This window comes from Paracoccus subflavus (assembly GCF_004310345.1).
Classification (GTDB): Bacteria; Pseudomonadota; Alphaproteobacteria; order Rhodobacterales; family Rhodobacteraceae; genus Paracoccus; species Paracoccus subflavus.
This window is the reverse complement of sequence record NZ_SISK01000007.1, coordinates 69,490-88,296: the sequence shown is the minus strand read 5'-3', so window position 1 is coordinate 88,296 and position 18,807 is coordinate 69,490. Positions and strand designations below refer to the sequence as shown.

Below are 18,807 nucleotides of genomic sequence, written 5' to 3'. Positions count from 1 at the left end.
CCGGCAGCAGGAGAACTCATTGCCAGTTCCCTGCCCGGATCTCAATATCCGGGACGGCCCGTCGCAGCGATGTGATGCCTCAGGAGCGACCGGCGGCATACAGCGCCACGGCGGCCGCATTCGATACGTTCAGCGACCCGAAATCCGCGGCATAAGGAATGCGTGCGACATGATCGCAGCTTTTCATCGTCAGGTCGCGCATCCCCGGCCCCTCGGCGCCCAGAACCAGACAGATGGCCCGCCCGGCCAGGCGGTCCAGCAGGTCGGGCAGGGGGGTCTGGCCGGCACCGTCAAGGCCGATCAGCGTAAATCCCATGTTCCGTATCTGCGTCAGCGCCTCGGCCAGGTTGGGCACCCGCAGGTAGGGCTGGCGTTCCAGGGCGCCCGAGGCAGACTTGGCCAAGGCGCCGGTTTCGGGGGCCGAATGGCGGGCGGGGGCAATGACGGCGCGGGCGCCGAACACTTCGGCCGATCGCAGGATGGCGCCGATGTTGTGGGGGTCGGTCACGCGGTCGAGAGCCACCAGCAGGGGACGCCGTTCGCCCGGCGCGGCGCGCAGCACAACATCGCTGAGCCCGCCCCATTTCAGCGGCCGCACCTCGAGGGCGGCGCCCTGGTGGACGCTGTCGGGGGCCAGCGGCACGGACTTTCCGAACAGGCGGGGGTCGGTGATCTCGGGCACCATGCCATGCAGGTCGCCCAAACGGTCCAGGGCGTTCTGCGTCACCACCAGCCGCAGTCGGTCACGGTCCGGGTTGGCCAGGGCGTCGCGCACTGCATGCAGCCCGAACAGCCACACCGTTTCCGCCGCCCCGGCGCGGCGTGCCCGTTCCTTGTCGATCACCCATGCGGGTTTCTTGGGCTTTCCCGGTTGCTCGGCCATCTGCGTGATCCTTGTCAATCTGGCCCTTCATGGCGTGCCGGGGGCGCCGGATGCAAGGGCCGGAAATCCGCTTGACGCCTTGGGCCCCGCCCGCTAATCACCCCCCCACGCCGAGGCGTTCGGCGGGCGACGTGCTGCAAGGTGCGGCAGCGGACTGTAACTCCGCCGGGGAGACCCATGCCTGGTTCGATTCCAGGGTCGCCCACCATTTTCCATCCAGACTGTCCCTGTCGGATTGCGTCATGGTCCGCATGGTCAGACCTTGCCCAATCCCGATCCCGATCACCGCCGGACGCTGTCCAGAGGAACGGTTTTTCCGAACCCTTCCCTGGTCGCGAACATCTGCCGGATGTCGGCCTCGGACGGGGATGTCTCGGCCAACGCCTTGCGCGCCTCGTGGATGGCAATGTCTTTCCGGATCATCAGAACGCGGACCAGGATTCGGGGAATGGCCATGGCCTTGCAGGTGGCCGCCACGGCGAACAGCAGCGCCAGCGACTGCAGAGCCCGCCGCGCGGCATCGGGAATTTCGACGGCGGAATAAGGCAGTTGCCAGCCGACCTTCGGCAGGATCGCAATCAGCATCAGCAACGCCACGACAATCGCAACCAGGCCCAATATGGCAAACAGGGTGCGGATGGCGTCCATCAGTTCCTGCGCCAGGGCGTCGATCCTCATGACCGAGCGCCCCGAGGATGACAGGCTGCCGATCACCAGCGAAACCGCCGGAAGGATGCTGGCCGAGACCAACCCCAGAAAGGTCACGAGCATCCGCGAAGGGTCGCCGATCAGCAGGGCCGGCGGCAGAACCGCACCGGCTGCGGCGGCTGCGATCAGCGCGGCATATCCTGACCCTCGAAGCGACAATCGATCTTCCCGGCAGCGGCCCATTCCTTCAGGGCCTCGACAATCCTAAGCATAGCATCGGTTGGATCAAGAAGGGAGCCCTCGGCCGCAATCTCCTTGACGACCGAAAGCCTGACCATGCCCCCCCGTTCGCTGCCGTCGCCCTGCAGGCCAAGATCAGCGGGATCGACATGCCTCAGAGCTTCTTCGACCGCCGCCCTCGAGATGCGGATCTTGCGGCGGCGATCCTTGATGAAGACCCTGATCAGTCCTTCAAGCCGCCCGCCTTCGGGCACCTCGGCCTCGAGCCGCGCCAGGGCATCGTCCGGCCAGCCCATCATGCGCAGCACGTGAAGGATCGTGGCCCCCTCGTCGCGGGCCGCGCCCGCCTGCCGCCTGAACAGGTCGCCCGTCGCCGCATCGCGGCCTTTGCGGCAACTGGGGCGCGTGGACAGGGTAAGATCGCTGAATTCGGTCAGGCCCTTTTCCCCGGCCGCCGAAAAATGTGCCAAGAGGATGATCCCTTCCGCAAGGCCAAGCGCGCCGGCCTGCCGCAACAGCGCAGCGATATAGCGTTCAAGCGTCAAAGCCCTGACCGCCGCGCTTTCGATCAGCCCCACATGGTTCTGGGTGACGGCGAAATACAGCACCCCCTTCACGATCCGGGCGCCCCGCCCGACGTCGATGTTCTGGACCAGAAATTCGTCCGTATCGTCGTCCAGCGATTGCAGAACCGCCTGAATATCCGCCCCGGCCCTGATATGGATGATCTGTCCGCAGAAGACGGGCCCATTCCATGTGGATGGCGACGAGACCTTGTTCAGAACGACATGGCTGCCGTCCCCATCCAGGTCGATCGCCCTCAGACGGGCATTATCGCCGATCCTGTGGCCGTCGGCCCCCCGACGCAAGACATCGACCAGCGTCGCCTTGAGGTCCATTCCTCGCAGCGCGCCATCGGCCTTGAACTCGCGGTACTGGATGGTCGCCCGTTTTGGCAATGCACTGCTCCTGGTTGCTTCAGGTCCAGTATTGCACGTTCCTTATCGGAACAAAACAAGAACATTTACACCATGCCGCCAGCTTGTGGCCCCCTGTCATCGGACGGCATATTTCAGGACCAACCTGAAAAGTCCTGGGCTGAGGTGCGAGAGGACCAGATCTCTCGCGCGCCGGAGGCTGTCTTGCGCAGGGGGGGGTCGCAAGCCGGGTTCTCCTGCAGAATGCGGAAAGTCGATCCCTGACGGCCGGACGGGCTTCAGGAATTTTGCTCTCTATCTCGACAAAGGATGGTGACCCCGACAGGACTTGAACCTGTAACCTGCCCCTTAGGAGGGGGCTGCTCTATCCAGTTGAGCCACGGGGCCGCTTGTGCCCTTTTGACCGCAGTCCGGCCGTTTGGCAAGGTTGTCGCGGTTCCTGACCTTCGCTAACATCGGTGAAATTGCGACTGCGTGGTGCCCAATGATTGTCCCCAGACCCCGCCGCCCGCTGACCCTGCGGGACGTGTCCGAAGCATCCGGCGTGTCCGAGATGACCGTCAGCCGGGTTCTGCGCAACCGGGGCGACGTGTCGGCGGCAACGCGGGAAAAGGTGCTGACGGCGGCCAAGACGCTGGGCTATGTTCCCAACAAGATCGCCGGCGGGCTGGCCAGCCAGCGGGTGAACCTGGTCGCGGTGGTCATCCCGTCGCTGTCGAACCTGGTCTTTCCCGACGTGCTGGGCGGGATTTCGGCGGAACTGGACGACACCGGCCTGCAGCCGGTGATCGGCGTCACGAACTATTCCCCGGCGCGCGAGGAGATGGTGCTTTACGACATGCTGTCTTGGCGGCCGTCCGGGGTGATCCTGGCAGGGCTGGAACATAGCATGGCCTCGCGGGCCATGCTGGCCAGTTCGGGCATCCCCGTGGTCGAGATCATGGACGTGGACGGCGAGGGCATCGACACTGTCGTGGGGATTTCCCATCGCCGCGCCGGGCGCGAGATGGCCGCGCGGATCGTTGCCGCAGGCTATCGCCGGATCGGCTTTGTCGGCACCCACATGCCCGAGGATCATCGCGCCCGCAAGCGCCTGGCGGGTTTCGAGGATGGCCTGGCCGAGGCCGGGGTGCCGCTGGAGGCGCGCGAATATTATCAGGGCGGATCGTCGCTGCTGAAGGGGCGCGAGCTGACCGAACGGATTCTGACCCGCGCGCCGGATCTGGATTTCCTGTACTTCTCGAACGACATGATCGGGGCCGGGGGGCTGCTGCACTGTATCGAAGCCGGTTACGATATTCCCGGCCGGATCGGGCTGGCGGGTTTTAACGGGGTCGATCTGCTGGATGGGCTGCCGGTTCGCCTGGCCACCACGGATGCGCGCCGCGTCGATATCGGGCGGCGTGCGGCGCGGCTTGTCGCTGGCAAGGACGCCATCCCCGAGGATCGGGTGATCGCACTGACGCCCACATTCCTGCCGGGCGACACCATTCGCGCGCTGTAACGCTTGTGATGGGGGCAGGGGGCAATTAAGTCTGGCGCCATGCGTATTCCCTATCTCGACCGCTTCATCAACAAGGGTCCCCGCGTGTCGGTGGTCCGTCTGCATGGCGCAATCGGCATGGCCGGGCGCGGCGGGTCGCTGTCCGACGCCGCGCTTGCCCCCGTGATCGAACGTGCCTTTCGCAAGGGCAGGCCCGTGGCCGTGGCCTTGTCGGTCAATTCGCCGGGCGGATCGCCGGTCCAGTCGTCGCTGATCGCCGCGCGCATCCGGCGGCTGGCGGATGAGACGAAGATCCCCGTCCACGCCTTTGTCGAGGATGTGGCGGCCTCTGGCGGATACTGGCTGGCCTGCGCGGGCGACGACATCTGGGCCGACGAAAGCTCGATCCTGGGGTCGATCGGGGTGATCTCGGCGGGCTTCGGGTTTCAGGATCTGATTGCCCGCTGGGGAATCGAACGGCGTGTCCATACAGCCGGGCGGTCCAAGTCCACGCTGGATCCGTTCCGCCCGGAACGCCCCGAGGATGTGGAGCGTCTGCACAACGTGCTCGAGCCGATCCACCGCGCCTTCAAGGATCATGTGATCGCACGGCGGGGATCGCGCTTGGCTGCCGACCGCGACCTGTTCACGGGCGAATTCTGGGCAGGTCGGCAGTCGGTCGATCTGGGACTGGCCGACGGCATCGGCCATCTGGTGCCGCGCACGAAGGCCGTTTACGGCGGCAAGACCCGCTTTGTGGTCCATGCCCCCCGGCAGACGCTGTTCCGCCGCCTGGGCCTGTCGGCCGAGGCGTTCTGGGACGCGGCAGAGGAGCGTGCCGGCTTTGCCCGGTTCGGCGCGGGCAGTTGATGGTTCGCGCGGTTCTTCTGTTCCTGCTGGTGATGGTTGTGCTGGCCCTGGTCAGCGGGCCTGGGTTTCGGCGGTTTCTGGCCTGGCTGCTGACGGGATCGCGCCGTCGTTGACCGGGGTCGGTAATGGCGCTCCCGGATCGCAATGGTCAGAGGCCCTCGTGAATCCGGAGGTGCAACCGCCATCACGACCGCCCTGCTGTTTCCAGGTTCTTAAGGTCACAGACGGAAACAAGTCAAAGCGTCTTTGGCGCTTATCTGGCCTTGCAAGGTATCGCTCAAGGCTTTCGGTGCAGGACGGTCCCCAAGCGGATGCGCAGAGGTAAGATTCGTTAAACAACACCCTGAATGTGCGCAATATTCCTGATTTCAAACAGCGATTCGGAATTTTTCCATATCAATCAGCAGCCTAAGAGATTGCCTATTATATAGGCAAAGTCACGCTTTTGTAACGATTGCTGGACAGAAGCCCTCTGCCTCACAGGCCATTCACAGGATTATCCACAGCGGCGGTGGACAGCTTTGCAAGGGCGGCAAGGGTGTCAGGGTCATGAAAGTCAACCCCCGCTTGTGCAAGGTATTTCAACGGGTGACGTGATTGCAATGACCGCGGATCGGCGATCCTTATCCCCGGCGACCTGCGGCAATCCTGATGCAGCGCCTCTGTCGGCCGCAGAAGTCCTTTGCTGGGCGGTTCACAAAAGAAGCCTTGAGGGCAGGGCTTCGTCGTCGGGTGCCGCATCGAGGGCTGCCGGTCGGAGAAAGCGGCGTTCGACGGTTGAACCTTGGCATCATGCCCTTATCTTGCGTGCCTGCCATGTGCTGTCGGATCGCCAAGGCGTATCCGCCGCACGGAACCGCAGCCAGAGGCAGCCCGGATCGTTACGGAAACCACGATGCACAAGACCGGCCATGCGCTGATCCAGGATTATCTGCGCCAGCTTGACCGCAGCCCCGGCGTCTATCGGATGCTGGATGCGCAAGGCGGCGTTCTTTATGTCGGCAAGGCGCGCGATCTGCGCGCGCGCGTGTCGAACTATGCCCGGCCCTCGGGCCATTCGGCGCGGATCGCGCGGATGATCCGCGAAACCTGTTCGATGATGTTCCTGACCACGCGCACCGAAACCGAGGCGCTGCTGCTGGAACAGAACCTCATCAAGCAGTTGAAGCCGCGCTACAACGTGCTGTTGCGCGACGACAAGTCGTTCCCGAACATTCTGGTCGCGAAATCCCACGCCTATCCCCAGATCAAGAAGCATCGCGGCGCCAAGTCCGAAAAGGGCGACTATTACGGCCCCTTTGCCAGCGCCGGCGCGGTCAACCGCACGCTGACGCAGTTGCAGCGGGTGTTCCTGCTGCGCAACTGCACGGACGCGACCTTTGAATCGCGCACCCGCCCCTGCCTGCTGTTCCAGATCAAGCGATGCAGCGCGCCCTGCGTGGGGCGTGTGTCTGCCGAGGATTACAACGCGCTTGTGGCCGACGCCGAACGCTTTCTGCAAGGCAAGACCACCGTCATCCAGGCCAATCTGGCCCGCGACATGGCGGCGGCGGCCGAGAACATGGAATACGAACGCGCCGCCGCCCTGCGCGACCGGATCAAGGCGCTGACCGCCGTGCAATCCGTCCAGGCCATCAACCCCCGGCGCGTGGCCGAGGCCGACATCGTCGCCCTGCACATGGACGGCGGCCAGGCCTGCGTGCAGGTGTTCTTCATCCGCGGCAACCAGAGCTGGGGGAACCGCGATTTCTATCCCCGCTTGGGTGGCGTGGAATCCCCCGCCGAGGTGATGCAGGCCTTTCTGCTGCAATTTTACGACGACAAGCCGCCGCCCCGGCTGATCCTGCTGTCACACCTGCCCGACGAACCGGATCTGACCCAGCAGGTGCTGTCGGAACGGGCCGGGCGGCGTATCCTTACCGGCGTGCCGCGACAGGGCGAGAAATTCGAACTGGTGGAAAACGCGCTGCGCAACGCCCGCGAAAGCCTGGCCCGCCGCATGTCCGAAAGCGCCACCCAACTGCGTCTGCTGGAGGGCCTGGGCGAGGCCTTCGACCTGCCAGCCCCGCCCCGGCGGATCGAGGTCTATGACAACAGCCACATCATGGGCACCAATGCCGTGGGCGGCATGATCGTGGCGGGACCGGAAGGCTTTCTCAAAAGCCAGTATCGCAAGTTCAACATCAAGGGGACCGAGATCACGCCGGGCGACGACTTCGGCATGATGAAGGAAATGCTGGGCCGCCGTTTCGTCCGGCTGCTGAAGGAAGACCCCGACCGCCAGTCCGAGGCCTGGCCCGATCTTCTGCTGATCGACGGCGGCGCAGGGCAGGTCTCGGCGGTCGAGGGAATTCTGGCCGAACTGGGAGTCGAGGATATTCCGGTCGTTGGCGTCGCCAAGGGCATCGACCGCGACCAGGGCAAGGAGGAATTCCACCGCCCCGGCCGCCCGCCCTTTGCGCTGCGCATGAACGACCCGGTTCTGTATTTCATCCAGCGCCTGCGCGACGAGGCGCATCGCTGGGCGATCGGCACCCACCGCGCCAAGCGTGCCAAGGCCGTCATGGCAAATCCCCTGGACGAGATCGCGGGCATTGGCGCGTCCCGCAAGCGCGCCCTGCTGGCCCATTTCGGCAGCGCCAAGGCGGTCAGCCGGGCCGGACTGACGGATCTGCAGGCGGTCGAGGGTATCTCGGCGGCCATGGCGCAGAAGGTCCACGATCATTTCAATGCGCGGGGCTGACGCGCCATTTCGGCGTGCCGCCCCTTTCCAATGGCTGCGGCACGCACTAGCTTGCCACCATGCGCTGGACCGTTCCCAATATCCTGACCCTGCTTCGGCTGATCGCGGCGCCAGCCGTGCCGCTGATGTTTCTGTATTTCAGCCGCCCCTTTGCGGACTGGGCGGCGCTGGCGCTGTTCATGATCGCCGCCGTCACCGACTGGATCGACGGCTATCTGGCCCGAAGCTGGCAGCAGGAGAGCCGGTTCGGCGCCGCCATGGACCCCATCGCGGACAAGGCGATGGTGGTGATCGCGATCGTGGTCATCACCGGCTATTCCGGCATGAACCCCTGGCTGATCCTGCCCGCCACCCTGATCCTGTTCCGCGAGGTCTTCGTGTCGGGCCTGCGCGAGTTCCTGGGATCGAATGCCCGCCTGCTGAAGGTCACGAAGCTGGCCAAATGGAAGACCACCACGCAGATGGTCGCCATCTCGGTCCTGTTCCTGGGCACGGGGCTGGCCTATGTCGAACATGGCCTTCCGCCCCGCGTGGGCGAAACGGCCTTGCCATGGTCGTCGTCCTGGGCGGATCTGGCGACGCAGGCGGGGCTGCTGCTGATCTGGATCGCGGCGGTGCTGACAGCCTGGACCGGCTGGGATTACTTCGTCAAGGCGCGCCCCTATCTGCGCGAGCCCGGCCATGACGCTTGAGGTGCTGTATTTCGCCTGGTTGCGCGAACGCATCGGCCAGCCGCGCGAACGGATCGACACGGCTGCGGAAACCGTCCGCGACCTGATCGCCGACCTGTCGTCGCGCGACGACTGGCACGCGGCGGCATTCGCCGACCTGACGGCCATCCGCTGCGCCGTGGATCAGCAGCTTGCCGACCTTGACGCCTCCCTGTCCGGCGCCCGAGAGGTTGCGTTCTTCCCGCCGATGACCGGGGGCTGACTGCGATGTCGGCCCGCGTGCAGACGGCGTCCTTTGACCTCGCGGCCGAATTGGCGGGTTTCGGCGCCGGTGCGGGGGCCGTCGTCACCTTCACGGGCATCGTGCGCGACGATACCGGAGCCATGGCCGCGCTGGAGATTGAGCATTACCCCGGTATGACCGAACGCGCCCTGTCCGATTACGGCCTGCAGGCGGCGGACCGCTTTGGCCTGACGGACTGGCGCATCCTTCATCGCCACGGGCGGCTGGCCGTGGGTGAGCCGATCATGATGGTCGCCACCGCCGCCCGCCACCGCCACGCGGCCTTTCAGGCTGCCGATTACCTGATGGACTGGCTGAAATCCCGCGCGCCGTTCTGGAAACGCGAAATCGGCCGGGATGGCGCCGCCCGCTGGGTCGATGCCAGGGCCAGCGACGAGGATGCCCTGTCGCGATGGTGACCCGCCCGGAGTTGCGCGCCCATGCTGCCCGCTGGTCCGAGGTGCTGATCGCCGCTGCGATCCTGCTGGCCGGGCTGTGGCTGGCTCTGCGCGGCGGCTGGTTCTTTGCTGCCGTGGGCGGCCTTGTCCTGCTGGTCGGCCTGTCCCTGATGATCGGCGCGGTCCGCAGGCTGCCGTTCCGCCGCCGGATCGGCGCCCCCGGTCTGGTCGAGGTGGATGAGGGCGCCATCCGCTATTATGGCGCAGCCGTCCTGGGCGGGGAAATCGCCCTGCGCGATCTGGTCGAAATCCGTCTGGTGCAACTGAAAGGCCAGGGCCATTGGCGCCTGCGCAACACTGCCGGAGAGGCCCTCCTGGTTCCCGTGGATGCCGCCGGGTCCGAGTCGCTGGCCCATGCCTTTACCGCGCTGCCGGGCCTCGACATGGGCGCAGTGTCCACCGCGCTTGCACATGTGGCAGACCAGCCCGAGGCCGTGCGCACCGTTTGGCGGAGGGCGGGTTGAGGCGGGTTGACTTGGCCCCCGCCGCGCGTCACCTGTGGCCGGCAAACACGCTTCGAAAGGCCCCGCCTCATGTCGATACCACAACAGGGCGGAGGCCCGATCGAAAGCCGCGACCAGCTTGCCGCCTATATCGCATCGGGCGAAAAGCCGCGCGAGGACTGGCGCATCGGCACCGAGCACGAGAAATTCGGCTATGACAAGGCCAGCCTGCTGCCGCTGCCCTATGACGGCGCCTGTTCGGTTCACGCCATGCTGGCGGGCCTGCAGGAACGCTTTGGCTGGGCGCCGGTCATGGAACAGGACAAACTGATCGGGCTGGAACGCAACGGCGCCAATATCAGCCTGGAACCCGGCGGGCAGTTGGAACTGTCTGGCGCGCCGCTGGAAACCATCCACCAGACCTGCGACGAGGTGAACCAGCATCTGGCCGAAGTGCAGGAGGTCGCTGATCGTATTGGCGCAGGCTTCATCGGCCTGGGCGCCGCGCCGATCTGGGGCCAGGATCAGATGCCGATGATGCCCAAGGGCAGATATCGCCTGATGACCGATTACATGGGCCGGGTCGGCACGCTGGGAACGCAGATGATGTATCGCACCTGCACCGTGCAGGTGAACTTGGATTTCGCCAGCGAAGCCGACATGGTGCAGAAGATGCGCGTGGCCCTGTCGCTGCAACCGGTGGCCAATGCGCTGTTTGCCAATTCTCCTTTCCTGGACGGCAAGCCGAACGGCTGGAAAAGCTGGCGGGCGCATATCTGGCAGAATCTGGACGCCGCGCGCACGGGAATGCTGCCCTTCGTGTTCCAGGAGGGTTTCGGATACGAGGCCTGGGTCGATTACGTCCTGAACGTGCCGATGTATTTCGTCTATCGCGACGGGACATACATCGACGCCCTGGGCCAGAGCTTTCGCGATTTTCTGGACGGCCGCCTGCCCGCCCTGCCGGGCGAGGTGCCGACCCTGTCGGACTGGGCCGACCACATGACCACCGTGTTCCCCGAGGCCCGCGTCAAGAAATACATCGAGATGCGCGGCGCCGATGGCGGGCCCTGGCGGCGCCTGTGCGCGCTGCCCGCGCTGTGGGTGGGGCTGATCTATGACCAGTCGTCGCTGAATGCCGCCTGGGATCTGGTCAAGGACTGGGACAATGAGACGCGCGAAGGATGGCGCCGCGAGGCCGGAATTCACGCGCTGGACGCACAGGTGAACGGGATGCGGATGCATGATCTGGCCCGCACTGTGCTGGAGATCGCCGAAGCGGGCCTGAAGAACCGCGCCCGCGCCGGGGCCGGTGGCCTCGTGCCGGACGAGACGCATTTTCTCAACGCGCTGAAGGAAAGCGTGGATACCGGCAAGGTGCCCGCCGATGAGTTGCTTGACAAATATCACGGCGAATGGGGCGGCGACCTGACCCCGATCTATCGCGAATATTCCTACTGACAGGCGCCGGACATGCCGGCGCCTGTCGAGGCGGTCAGGTCAGGCGGTCAGGCGGACTTGCGGCGGCGCAGCAGCGCCAGACCGCCAAGCCCCGCCAGCAGCAGCGGCGCGGCAGCCGGCAGCGGCACGGGCGCGGGCTGCTGGGCATCGACCACCGTGCGGCCGAGATCGGTATAGTCGGTGAAGAAACCGTCCAGACCCCAGTCCAGCAGCGGCTGGATCATGGAAAAGGCTTCCTCTTCCGTCTGCGGGCGGAAGGTATAGGCATGGACCGTCAGTCCGAACCCGTGGGCGGCCTGGATGAACGCTTCGGTGATGCCGGTATAGCCGACGCCCACGCCGGTCGCCACGCCAGCGATGGTTTCCAGCGTGTTGAAGCCATCGGTGCCGTTGACGCCGTAAACACCGTCCTCCAGGCGGACCGAGCCCAGTTGAGCCACCTCGGCCTCCATGCCGTTCGTGTCCAGCAGGCTGGTCAGGTCACTGATCGTCTGGTGGGCAAAGGATTGCAGGATCACCTTGTCGGCGGCGGCGGTGAAGCCGTTGTTCTTCAACGAGGCGATGATCTTGCCGTTCTTTTCGCTGTCGAACGGGTGCTTCGATTCGGGATAGACGCCGACGGACGTGCCGTTTGCGGTGTTGAAGTCCTTGAGAAACCCCAGCACCTCGTCCAGCGTCGGAACCGTGTAGGGATCGGCCATGCTGGGGGTGAAACCGGGATAGGTCGAATCGGGCCGCGACAGCGCCCCGGTGGGCTTGACGGTCAACTGCTTGATTTCGGCCAGGGTGAAATCGCCGACCCGATAGCCGTCGTTGCGCGGCGCGAACAGGTCGGCCACATTGGTGGTGCGGGTCAGCGTCGCGTCGTGCATGGCGACCAGTTCGCCGTCGCTTGTCATCTGCACGTCGGGTTCGATGTAATCGGCCCCCAACTGGATCGCCAGTTCATAGCTGCCCAGGGTCTCCTCGGGCAGATAGCCGCTGGCGCCGCGATGGGCCACGACGACCGGCGCCTCGCCCGTCAGGGTGTTCCAGGTGGCGGCATGGGCTGGGGAAACGGCGGCGAATGCGGAAAGGGCCGCAACGGCGGCGAAACGCATGGTCATAAGAGTTTTCCTGATCTGTCACTGTGAATGCAGGCTGCTGCCATCGGGCACGCCGCCGGCGCATCGTGGTAAGATTGGTTAACGCTTGTGCGACAGTTATGCTCTATTTTGTTGAAATCGACCCGACGCCGGGACGTTCCGCAGACCGCACGACAATATGAAACCGTGCCGGCTTGCGCGGCGCTCCTCCCGGTGGCAGGGCAGGGGCAAACCGCAACGGGGGCAGCGATGAAGGCGGATGCGATGGTTTGGGTGCAGCGGATCGTCGGCGCGGTCTTTGCAGTGGGCGTGGCGGCGCTGATCGGCGCGATCGTCACGCAGGTCGGCCAGGCCCAGGGGGTGCCGCCGCTGCCGGTGTTTCTTGGGCTTCTGGGGATCGTGGCGCTGATCCTGCTGTCGGGGATCTGCCTGGCGCTGCTTTCGCTTGCGATCACTGCCCGGCGCGGGGTCGAGGCGTTGCAAAGGGTGTCCATCCAGCCCGGCCCGGCCCCGGCGCGCGTGTTCACCGCCCAGTCGCTGCGCGATGCGACACGCCAGCCCGAGTCCGCAGCCTCGACCCAGGGTGCTGACCGTCCCCTGCGCCCCGGTGGCAAGGCCCTTGTCGCCGAACGCTAGGCGGCATATCGCGGACCGCCGCGCGGGCAGGAACTTTGGGATTGTTTCCGGCCCTCCTGTGCGTCTAGCCTCTCGCAGGCGACCTTTGGGGGGATCATGCGCAGGCTTCTTTTGACCATCGCCGTCATCGCGGCACCGCTGGCGGCACAGGCATCGGTGGTGACCGATGCCTTTACCAGCTTCTGGGCCTTGGGCGACAGCCTGACCGATGACGGCAACCTGCCGCTGGCGGGCTTTGCCGCAGGCCATCCCGGTGCGCCGATTTCCCCCGTGGCGGGGCAGGCGGCCTATTATGCGCCAGGCGATGTGCCGCGCTTTTCCAACGGCCGGACCTTTGCGGAATACATCGCGGCCGAGTTCGAGGCCGCCGGCCGCCCTGCCGGCAACCTTGCCTATGGCGGGGCAGAGGCTGCCGAGCCGGCCGTTCCCGGCGATCCCACGCCAGGCCTGGCGTTGCAGCGCCAGCAACTGTCGGGCGCCTCGGCCAGCTTCGGATCGCGACCGCTGGTTTCGATCCTGATAGGGGCGAATGACATCTTTGCCGGGCTTGCCAGTCCCGATCCGATCGCCAACACCCTGACTGCCGCGATCCGGGCCGCAGACGCGGTCGCGGAGACCGCCAATGTCCTGGGTACCCAGGGCGTGCGCGATTTCCTGATCGCCAACCTGCCCGATCTTGGCGCGACGCCCGCCTTTGCGCTGTTCCAGCCACAGGCCCGGTTTCTGGCAAGCGCGGCCACCTCGGCCTACAATGCGCGGCTGGCGGCCAATATTGCCGGCCTTCAGGCGGGCGGGCTGAACGTCATCGACCTGGACATCTTCGGGCAGTTGAACGGCATCCTCGCGAACCCAGCCGCCTTTGGCTATGGAAACACGACCCTCCCCTGCCTGTTTCCCGATCCTGCGGTGGCGGGTGCCCTGGGTCAGGCGCCGGTCTGCACCGACGACCAATCCCTGTCATGGCTGTTCTTTGACGCAGTTCATCCCAACCTCGTGGCTCATGCACGGTTCGGGCAGGCCGCGCTGGAAAGGATCGAGGCGGATCTGGCGCCGATCCCGCTGGCGGGCAGCCTGCCCCTGCTGTTGACGGGATTGGGGGCGGTCGCGGTCCTGCGGCGCCGGCGCGCCTAGCGCCGGCCGATCCGGGGTTCCGATCCGTCCAGCAGCCGGGCGATGTTGGCGCGGTGACGAACAAAGATCAGCACCGCCATGAACAGGCTGACGGCGATCAGATCGCCCCGGCCCATCCCCCATGAAAACACCGGAGCCAGCGCGGCCGCCAGAAGGGCCGACAGGCTGCTGATGCGGCTGATGGCTGCCGTCAGTAGCCAGACCGCACAGGCGATCAGGCCCAGCGGCCAGTGCAGCGCGATCAGCGTGCCCAGAAAGGTCGCAACCCCCTTGCCGCCCCGAAATCCCAGCCAGATCGGAAAGCAGTGGCCCAGAAAGGCCGCCCCCCCCGCCAGCATTGCCGCCGTGTCGCCGCCGAAATGGCGGGCCACCAGCACGGCGATGGCGCCCTTGCCGGAATCCAGCAACAGGGTCGCCAGAGCGGCAGGCTTGTTGCCGGTGCGCAGTACATTGGTCGCGCCGATATTGCCCGACCCGATCTTGCGCAAATCCCCCAGCCCCAGGGCGCGGGCGATCACCAGCCCAAAGGGGATCGATCCCAGAAGATAGCCGAAGACGGTCCACAGGATCAGGATCATGCGTGGCCTCCGAAGACGCGGCGGCCGCCGACCCAGGTGCCCAGGACTCGGCCCTCCATCCGGGCGCCGTCGAAGGGGGTGTTCTTGGATTTCGACAGCAGGGTGAAACGATCCAGGACGAAGGGCGCGTCGGGATCGAACAGCACCAGGTCGGCCGGCGCGCCCACGGACAGGCGGCCCCCCGGCAGGCCCAGCCGTTTCGCGGGGTTCAGCGACATGGCCCGCCAAAGCTGCGGCAGGGTCAGCCCGCCCTGATGGTAAAGCCGCATGGCTGCGGGCAGCAGCGTCTGCAGGCCGACCGCGCCGGGGGCGGCGGCCTCGAAGGGCAGGCGCTTGGATTCCTCGTCCTGCGGGGTGTGAAAGCTGGCGATCACGTCGATCACCCCGTCCGCCACCGCCTGCACCATGGCCTGCCGGTCATCTTCGGACCGCAGGGGCGGGGTAAAGCGGAAAAAGGTGCGGTAATCGCCGACATCGAATTCGTTCAGCGTCAGGTGGTGGATCGAAATCCCCGCCGTCACGTCCAGCCCCGCATCCCGCGCGCGGTGCAGGGCGGGCAGGGCACGGGCCGTGGTGATCTGGTCGGCGTGCCAGCGGCAGCCGGTCATCGCGACCAGCGACAGGTCGCGGTCCAGCCCGATCACCTCGGCCATGGGCGACACGGCGGGGATGCCGTAGATCGAGGCGAACTTGCCGCTGGTCGCCGCAGCCCCGCGCGACAGGCCCGCGTCCTGGGGATGGCCCACGATCAGCGCGCCAAGCCCCCGCGCATAGGTCATGCAGCGCGACAGAATTCGCGTATCCGTGACCTGCCGCACGCCATCCGTAAAGGCCACCGCGCCTGCGTCGGTCAGAAACCCGATCTCGACCATCTCGCGGCCCTCGCGGGCCTTGGTCAGGGCGGCCATGTGGCGGATGTTCACGGGCGCGTCGGCGGCGCGGCGGGTGACGAATTCCAGCGATTCCGGCGTGTCGATCGGCGGCATGGTGTCGGGGCGGGCGACGATGGTGGTCACGCCCCCCGCCGCGGCCGCCAAACCGGCGCTGCGGAAGGATTCCTTGTGACGCTCGCCCGGCTCGCCGATCTTGACGCCCCAGTCGATCAGGCCGGGCGCCAGCGCGCGGCCGTTGCAGTCGATGACCGCCGCACCTTCGGGTGCCTCGGCGTCGATGCCTTCGATAACACTGTCGCGGACCAGCAGGCTGCCGGGGGCATCCGTCTGCGCCTCGGGGTCGATCAGGCGGGCGTTGATGAACAGGGTTGCGGTCACACCATCACCCCCGCCGCCGCGCGGCCCCGTTCGGCGCGCAGGTTCCGCGCCAGCAGGTCAAGGGCGGCCATGCGCACCGCGACGCCCATCTCCACCTGATCCTGGATCACGGACCGGTTGATGTCGTCGGCGATGGTGCCGTCGATCTCGACCCCGCGGTTCATCGGGCCGGGATGCATGACGATGGCGTCGGGCGCGGCGCAGGCCAGCTTTTCGGCGTCCAGCCCGAAGCGGTGGAAATATTCGCGTTCCGACGGGATGAAGCCGCCGTCCATGCGTTCCTTCTGCAGGCGCAGCATCATCACCACGTCGGCGCCGCGCAGCCCCGCGCGCATGTCCTCGAACAGCTCGACCCCCATCTCTCCGGCGCCGGCGGGCATCAGCGTCGCGGGGCCGACCAGGCGCAGGCGGTTTTCCATCTTGCCCAGCAGCAGAAGGTTCGACCGGGCCACGCGGCTGTTGGCGATGTCGCCGCAGATGGCGATGGTCAACCGGTGCAGGCGGCCCTTGGCGCGGCGGATGGTCAGCGCGTCCAGCAGGGCCTGGGTCGGGTGTTCGTGTCGCCCATCGCCCGCGTTGATGACGGCGCAGTTCACCTTGTCCGCCAGCAGGTTCACCGCCCCCGATTGCGGATGGCGCACCACCAGCAGGTCGGGCTGCATGGCGTTCAGGGTCAGGGCCGTGTCGATCAGCGTCTCGCCCTTTTTCACCGACGAATGCGCCACGGCCATGTTCATCACGTCCGCCCCCAGCCGCTTGCCCGCCAGTTCGAAGCTGGCCTGCGTTCGGGTCGAGTTCTCGAAGAACATGTTGATCTGGGTCATCCCTGCCAGCGCATCGGCGTGCTTTACCGTGCGGCGGTTCAGGGCAACGTAATCCTCGGCCAGATCCAGAAGCGTGACGATCTCGGGCGGGGACAGGTGGTCGATGCCAAGCAGGTGGCGGGCGCGAAAGGTCATTGACGGCCTCGTGATCGGGTCGGGCGTTCTATCGCAGATGGCGCAGGGGGCGGCAAGCGCGCCGGATCAGCCCGGCCGTGCCGCACGCGCGGGCAGATCGTCCATGATCCGACGCCGTGCCTCGGGCGTGAGGCTGGCCCAGTCTGCGATCTCGTCCAAGGTTCGCCAACACCCGGCGCAAAGGCCGGATGCGGGGTCGATCGCACAGACCTTGATGCAGGGTGATCGGATCATCGCGCCAGATAGCGCAGCCGGTCCAGCGCACCTTGCAGGATATAACCCGCCGCCACCTGGTCGATCACCTCGGCCCGGCGCTTGCGCGAGGTATCGGCCTCGAGCAGGGCGCGCTCGGCGGCGACGGTGGACAGGCGTTCATCCCAGAAGCCGATGGTCAGGTCGGTCAGCCGTTCCAGGTTGCGGGCAAAGGCGCGTGTGGATTGCGCGCGCGGACCCTCGCTGCCGTCCATGTTGCGCGGCAGGCCCAGAATCAGCCCCACCAGCACCCGGTCGCGGGCAATGGCCAGCAGTTCGGCCGCGTCCAGCGTGAATTTCTGCCGCCGGATCACGGTCAGGGGCGATGCCACCTGCCGCAGCCCGTCGCTGACCGCCACGCCGATGGTCTTGGTGCCCAGATCCAGCCCCGCGATCGCGCCGACCGGGGGCAGGGCGGCGGCGAAATCGGCAATCTCGGCATGGATCATTCGGCAAGCCCCGCCGAGATGGCGGCCTGACGCACGGTGTCCAACGCCTCGGGAGACGAGGCAAAACGGCTCTGCGCCTCGGTCCAGATCATGCGGGCATGGTCGGCATTGCCGATCACCACCAGGGATGAAATCAGCCGGGCCCATTCCTCGGGCGTGCCGCCCTGCTGGGAAAGGCGCGCTTCCAGTTGCGAAACCATGCCGGTGATCATGTCCTGACGCTCCTCGGGCGTCATGCCCTCGGCCGCGGCCAGGGCATCGGCATCGGGGCCTGGCATCGGGCCGGGGGGAACATAATCGGGCTGTCCGGCCAGCCAGGCCAGGTCGCGGATGGCAGCGCCGATGGGGGCCATCCACGGGGCGTCGGCAGGGCCTTGCTCCAGCAGGCTGCGCCAGATCGGAAAGGCCCGGTCGGGCCGGCCGTTCTGCAATTGCAGCAGCCCCAGCAGGTAACGCCCCTGCGGATGGGCGGGATCGGCCGCGAGGGCGCGGGCCAGCACGGCCTCGGCCTCGGGGGTGATGAGGCCGCCAGCAGCCTCGGTCATCAGGGCCGAGAGGCGGACTAGATCGTCGGCCGAGGCCGCGTCGCCCTGCACGTCGACCAGGCGCTGCTGGGCGGTGCGGGCGGCGGCGGCATTGCCAAGCCGCATCTCGTTGGTGGCCAGCAGGGCAAGGCCGCGGGGATCGTCGGGATTGCGGGCCACGGCCTCGCGGAGTTGTTCGATCAGCGCCTGGAAATCTTCGGGCACGGGCTGGGCGGGGGGACGGGGCATCGCGGCGGCCTCGGCTTCGGCCTCGGCCTGGCTGGGGCGGCTTTCATATGCGGTCTGTGCCTGGGCGATACGCTGGCCGATGGGCAGATCGTCACGGCCCGGCGCCCCCTGGCGCAGATACAGCGCCACCGCCCCGATCAGCAGGGCTGTCAGAACGCCGATGGCCAGTGCCCGGCCCCCGCCCCGGATCATGGCACGGGACTGCGACAGGCGGCGGTCGGCGTCCAGCACCTTGCGCCCGATCTCGGCGCGCAGTCGGTCTGCATCCTCGGGGCCGATCACCCTGCGCTCCAGATCGCGCTCGACCTCGCGCAACTGGTCGCGATAGACGCGCAGGTCGAAGGCCGCGGCGGGCTCGGTCTGGCCGCGCGTGCGCAGGATGGGCGCGACAATGGCAAGGCCCACGATCAGAATGGTGGCAGCGCAAATGATCCAGAACATCGAAACCCTCCGTTCGCCTGCTTCTAGGGCGATTTCGCCCCCGCGGAAAGCGCCACCCTGTCGCATTTTGGTGTGATCCGCCGCAACCGGGCTTGAGCCCGCGGGCCGGGG

General features: G+C 66.6%; 20 protein-coding genes and 2 tRNA genes. 11 read left to right on the top strand and 11 right to left on the bottom strand.

All coding sequences use genetic code 11. The features are described 5' to 3' along the window. Positions 1-79: 79 nt before the first annotated feature. Positions 80-883: a TrmH family RNA methyltransferase gene (locus tag EYE42_RS10525; protein ID WP_130991286.1), complete on the bottom strand. Its 804-nt coding sequence runs from the start codon at positions 881-883 to the stop codon at positions 80-82. A gap of 124 nt (positions 884-1,007) precedes the next feature. On the opposite strand from EYE42_RS10525, the gene EYE42_RS10520 reads away from it, so the two are divergent. Beyond that, positions 1,008-1,091, top strand: a tRNA-Tyr gene (locus EYE42_RS10520). A 74-nt stretch (positions 1,092-1,165) separates the two neighbouring features. Here the strand turns inward: EYE42_RS10520 and EYE42_RS10515 are convergent. The 3 genes from EYE42_RS10515 to EYE42_RS10505 form a co-directional block, all read right to left on the bottom strand. Then, a complete protein-coding gene (locus EYE42_RS10515; RefSeq protein ID WP_130991285.1) occupies positions 1,166-1,750 on the bottom strand; it encodes a hypothetical protein in 585 nt (194 codons plus the stop codon). Continuing rightward, positions 1,717-2,730: a hypothetical protein gene (locus EYE42_RS10510; protein WP_130991284.1), complete on the bottom strand. Its 1,014-nt coding sequence runs from the start codon at positions 2,728-2,730 to the stop codon at positions 1,717-1,719. Before EYE42_RS10510 ends, EYE42_RS10515 begins: the two co-directional genes overlap by 34 nt. Before the next feature lie 289 nt (positions 2,731-3,019). Then, positions 3,020-3,096, bottom strand: a tRNA-Arg gene (locus EYE42_RS10505). Positions 3,097-3,193: 97 nt separating this feature from the next. Between EYE42_RS10505 and EYE42_RS10500 the strand changes: the two genes are divergently transcribed. From EYE42_RS10500 to EYE42_RS10465, 8 genes are all read left to right on the top strand, one after another. Next, positions 3,194-4,213 (top strand): LacI family DNA-binding transcriptional regulator, encoded by a 1,020-nt coding sequence (locus EYE42_RS10500; RefSeq protein ID WP_130991283.1) that lies wholly within the window; start codon positions 3,194-3,196, stop codon positions 4,211-4,213. Between the two features lie 39 nt (positions 4,214-4,252). Next, positions 4,253-5,062: a S49 family peptidase gene (locus tag EYE42_RS10495; RefSeq protein WP_130991282.1), complete on the top strand. Its 810-nt coding sequence runs from the start codon at positions 4,253-4,255 to the stop codon at positions 5,060-5,062. Between the two features lie 895 nt (positions 5,063-5,957). Beyond that, on the top strand, positions 5,958-7,805 hold the full coding sequence (gene uvrC, locus EYE42_RS10490) for an excinuclease ABC subunit UvrC (protein WP_130991281.1): 1,848 nt from the start codon (positions 5,958-5,960) through the stop codon (positions 7,803-7,805). 59 nt (positions 7,806-7,864) lie between these two features. Continuing rightward, on the top strand, positions 7,865-8,497 hold the full coding sequence (gene pgsA, locus EYE42_RS10485; RefSeq protein ID WP_130991280.1) for a CDP-diacylglycerol--glycerol-3-phosphate 3-phosphatidyltransferase: 633 nt from the start codon (positions 7,865-7,867) through the stop codon (positions 8,495-8,497). Further along, on the top strand, positions 8,487-8,738 hold the full coding sequence (gene moaD / locus EYE42_RS10480) for a molybdopterin converting factor subunit 1 (protein ID WP_130991279.1): 252 nt from the start codon (positions 8,487-8,489) through the stop codon (positions 8,736-8,738). The genes pgsA and moaD overlap by 11 nt, the downstream gene beginning before the upstream one ends. Positions 8,739-8,743: 5 nt before the next feature. Then, positions 8,744-9,178: a molybdenum cofactor biosynthesis protein MoaE gene (locus EYE42_RS10475; RefSeq protein ID WP_130991278.1), complete on the top strand. Its 435-nt coding sequence runs from the start codon at positions 8,744-8,746 to the stop codon at positions 9,176-9,178. Continuing rightward, positions 9,172-9,681: a hypothetical protein gene (locus tag EYE42_RS10470; protein ID WP_130991277.1), complete on the top strand. Its 510-nt coding sequence runs from the start codon at positions 9,172-9,174 to the stop codon at positions 9,679-9,681. Before EYE42_RS10475 ends, EYE42_RS10470 begins: the two co-directional genes overlap by 7 nt. 69 nt (positions 9,682-9,750) lie before the next feature. Continuing rightward, positions 9,751-11,121, top strand: a complete 1,371-nt coding sequence (locus EYE42_RS10465) for a glutamate--cysteine ligase (RefSeq protein ID WP_130991276.1) — start codon at positions 9,751-9,753, stop codon at positions 11,119-11,121. 47 nt (positions 11,122-11,168) lie between these two features. On the opposite strand, the gene EYE42_RS16345 is transcribed toward EYE42_RS10465, so the two are convergent. Further along, the gene (locus tag EYE42_RS16345) at positions 11,169-12,227 is read right to left on the bottom strand and encodes a glycerophosphodiester phosphodiesterase family protein (protein WP_130991275.1); all 1,059 of its coding nucleotides are present in this window, start codon (positions 12,225-12,227) and stop codon (positions 11,169-11,171) included. Between the two features lie 243 nt (positions 12,228-12,470). Here EYE42_RS16345 and EYE42_RS10455 point away from each other — a divergent pair, with 243 nt between their 5' ends. Together EYE42_RS10455 and EYE42_RS10450 are read left to right on the top strand one after the other, a co-directional pair. Next, positions 12,471-12,842 (top strand): hypothetical protein, encoded by a 372-nt coding sequence (locus EYE42_RS10455; protein WP_130991274.1) that lies wholly within the window; start codon positions 12,471-12,473, stop codon positions 12,840-12,842. 96 nt (positions 12,843-12,938) lie between these two features. Continuing rightward, a complete protein-coding gene (locus EYE42_RS10450) occupies positions 12,939-13,973 on the top strand; it encodes an SGNH/GDSL hydrolase family protein (RefSeq protein ID WP_130991273.1) in 1,035 nt (344 codons plus the stop codon). On the opposite strand, the gene plsY is transcribed toward EYE42_RS10450, so the two are convergent. From plsY to ccmI, 6 genes are all read right to left on the bottom strand, one after another. Next, the gene (plsY, locus tag EYE42_RS10445) at positions 13,970-14,551 is read right to left on the bottom strand and encodes a glycerol-3-phosphate 1-O-acyltransferase PlsY (RefSeq protein WP_130991272.1); all 582 of its coding nucleotides are present in this window, start codon (positions 14,549-14,551) and stop codon (positions 13,970-13,972) included. The genes EYE42_RS10450 and plsY overlap by 4 nt on opposite strands. Beyond that, positions 14,548-15,822, bottom strand: a complete 1,275-nt coding sequence (pyrC, locus tag EYE42_RS10440) for a dihydroorotase (RefSeq protein ID WP_130991271.1) — start codon at positions 15,820-15,822, stop codon at positions 14,548-14,550. The genes plsY and pyrC overlap by 4 nt, the downstream gene beginning before the upstream one ends. Further along, on the bottom strand, positions 15,819-16,781 hold the full coding sequence (locus EYE42_RS10435) for an aspartate carbamoyltransferase catalytic subunit (protein ID WP_130991270.1): 963 nt from the start codon (positions 16,779-16,781) through the stop codon (positions 15,819-15,821). The genes pyrC and EYE42_RS10435 overlap by 4 nt, the downstream gene beginning before the upstream one ends. Positions 16,782-16,847: 66 nt before the next feature. After that, the gene (locus EYE42_RS10430) at positions 16,848-17,015 is read right to left on the bottom strand and encodes a DUF1289 domain-containing protein (protein ID WP_130991269.1); all 168 of its coding nucleotides are present in this window, start codon (positions 17,013-17,015) and stop codon (positions 16,848-16,850) included. Next, a complete protein-coding gene (gene ruvX / locus EYE42_RS10425) occupies positions 17,012-17,482 on the bottom strand; it encodes a Holliday junction resolvase RuvX (RefSeq protein WP_130991268.1) in 471 nt (156 codons plus the stop codon). The genes EYE42_RS10430 and ruvX overlap by 4 nt, the downstream gene beginning before the upstream one ends. Next, a complete protein-coding gene (ccmI, locus tag EYE42_RS10420; RefSeq protein WP_130991267.1) occupies positions 17,479-18,696 on the bottom strand; it encodes a c-type cytochrome biogenesis protein CcmI in 1,218 nt (405 codons plus the stop codon). Before ccmI ends, ruvX begins: the two co-directional genes overlap by 4 nt. Between the last annotated feature and the right edge of the window lie 111 nt (positions 18,697-18,807).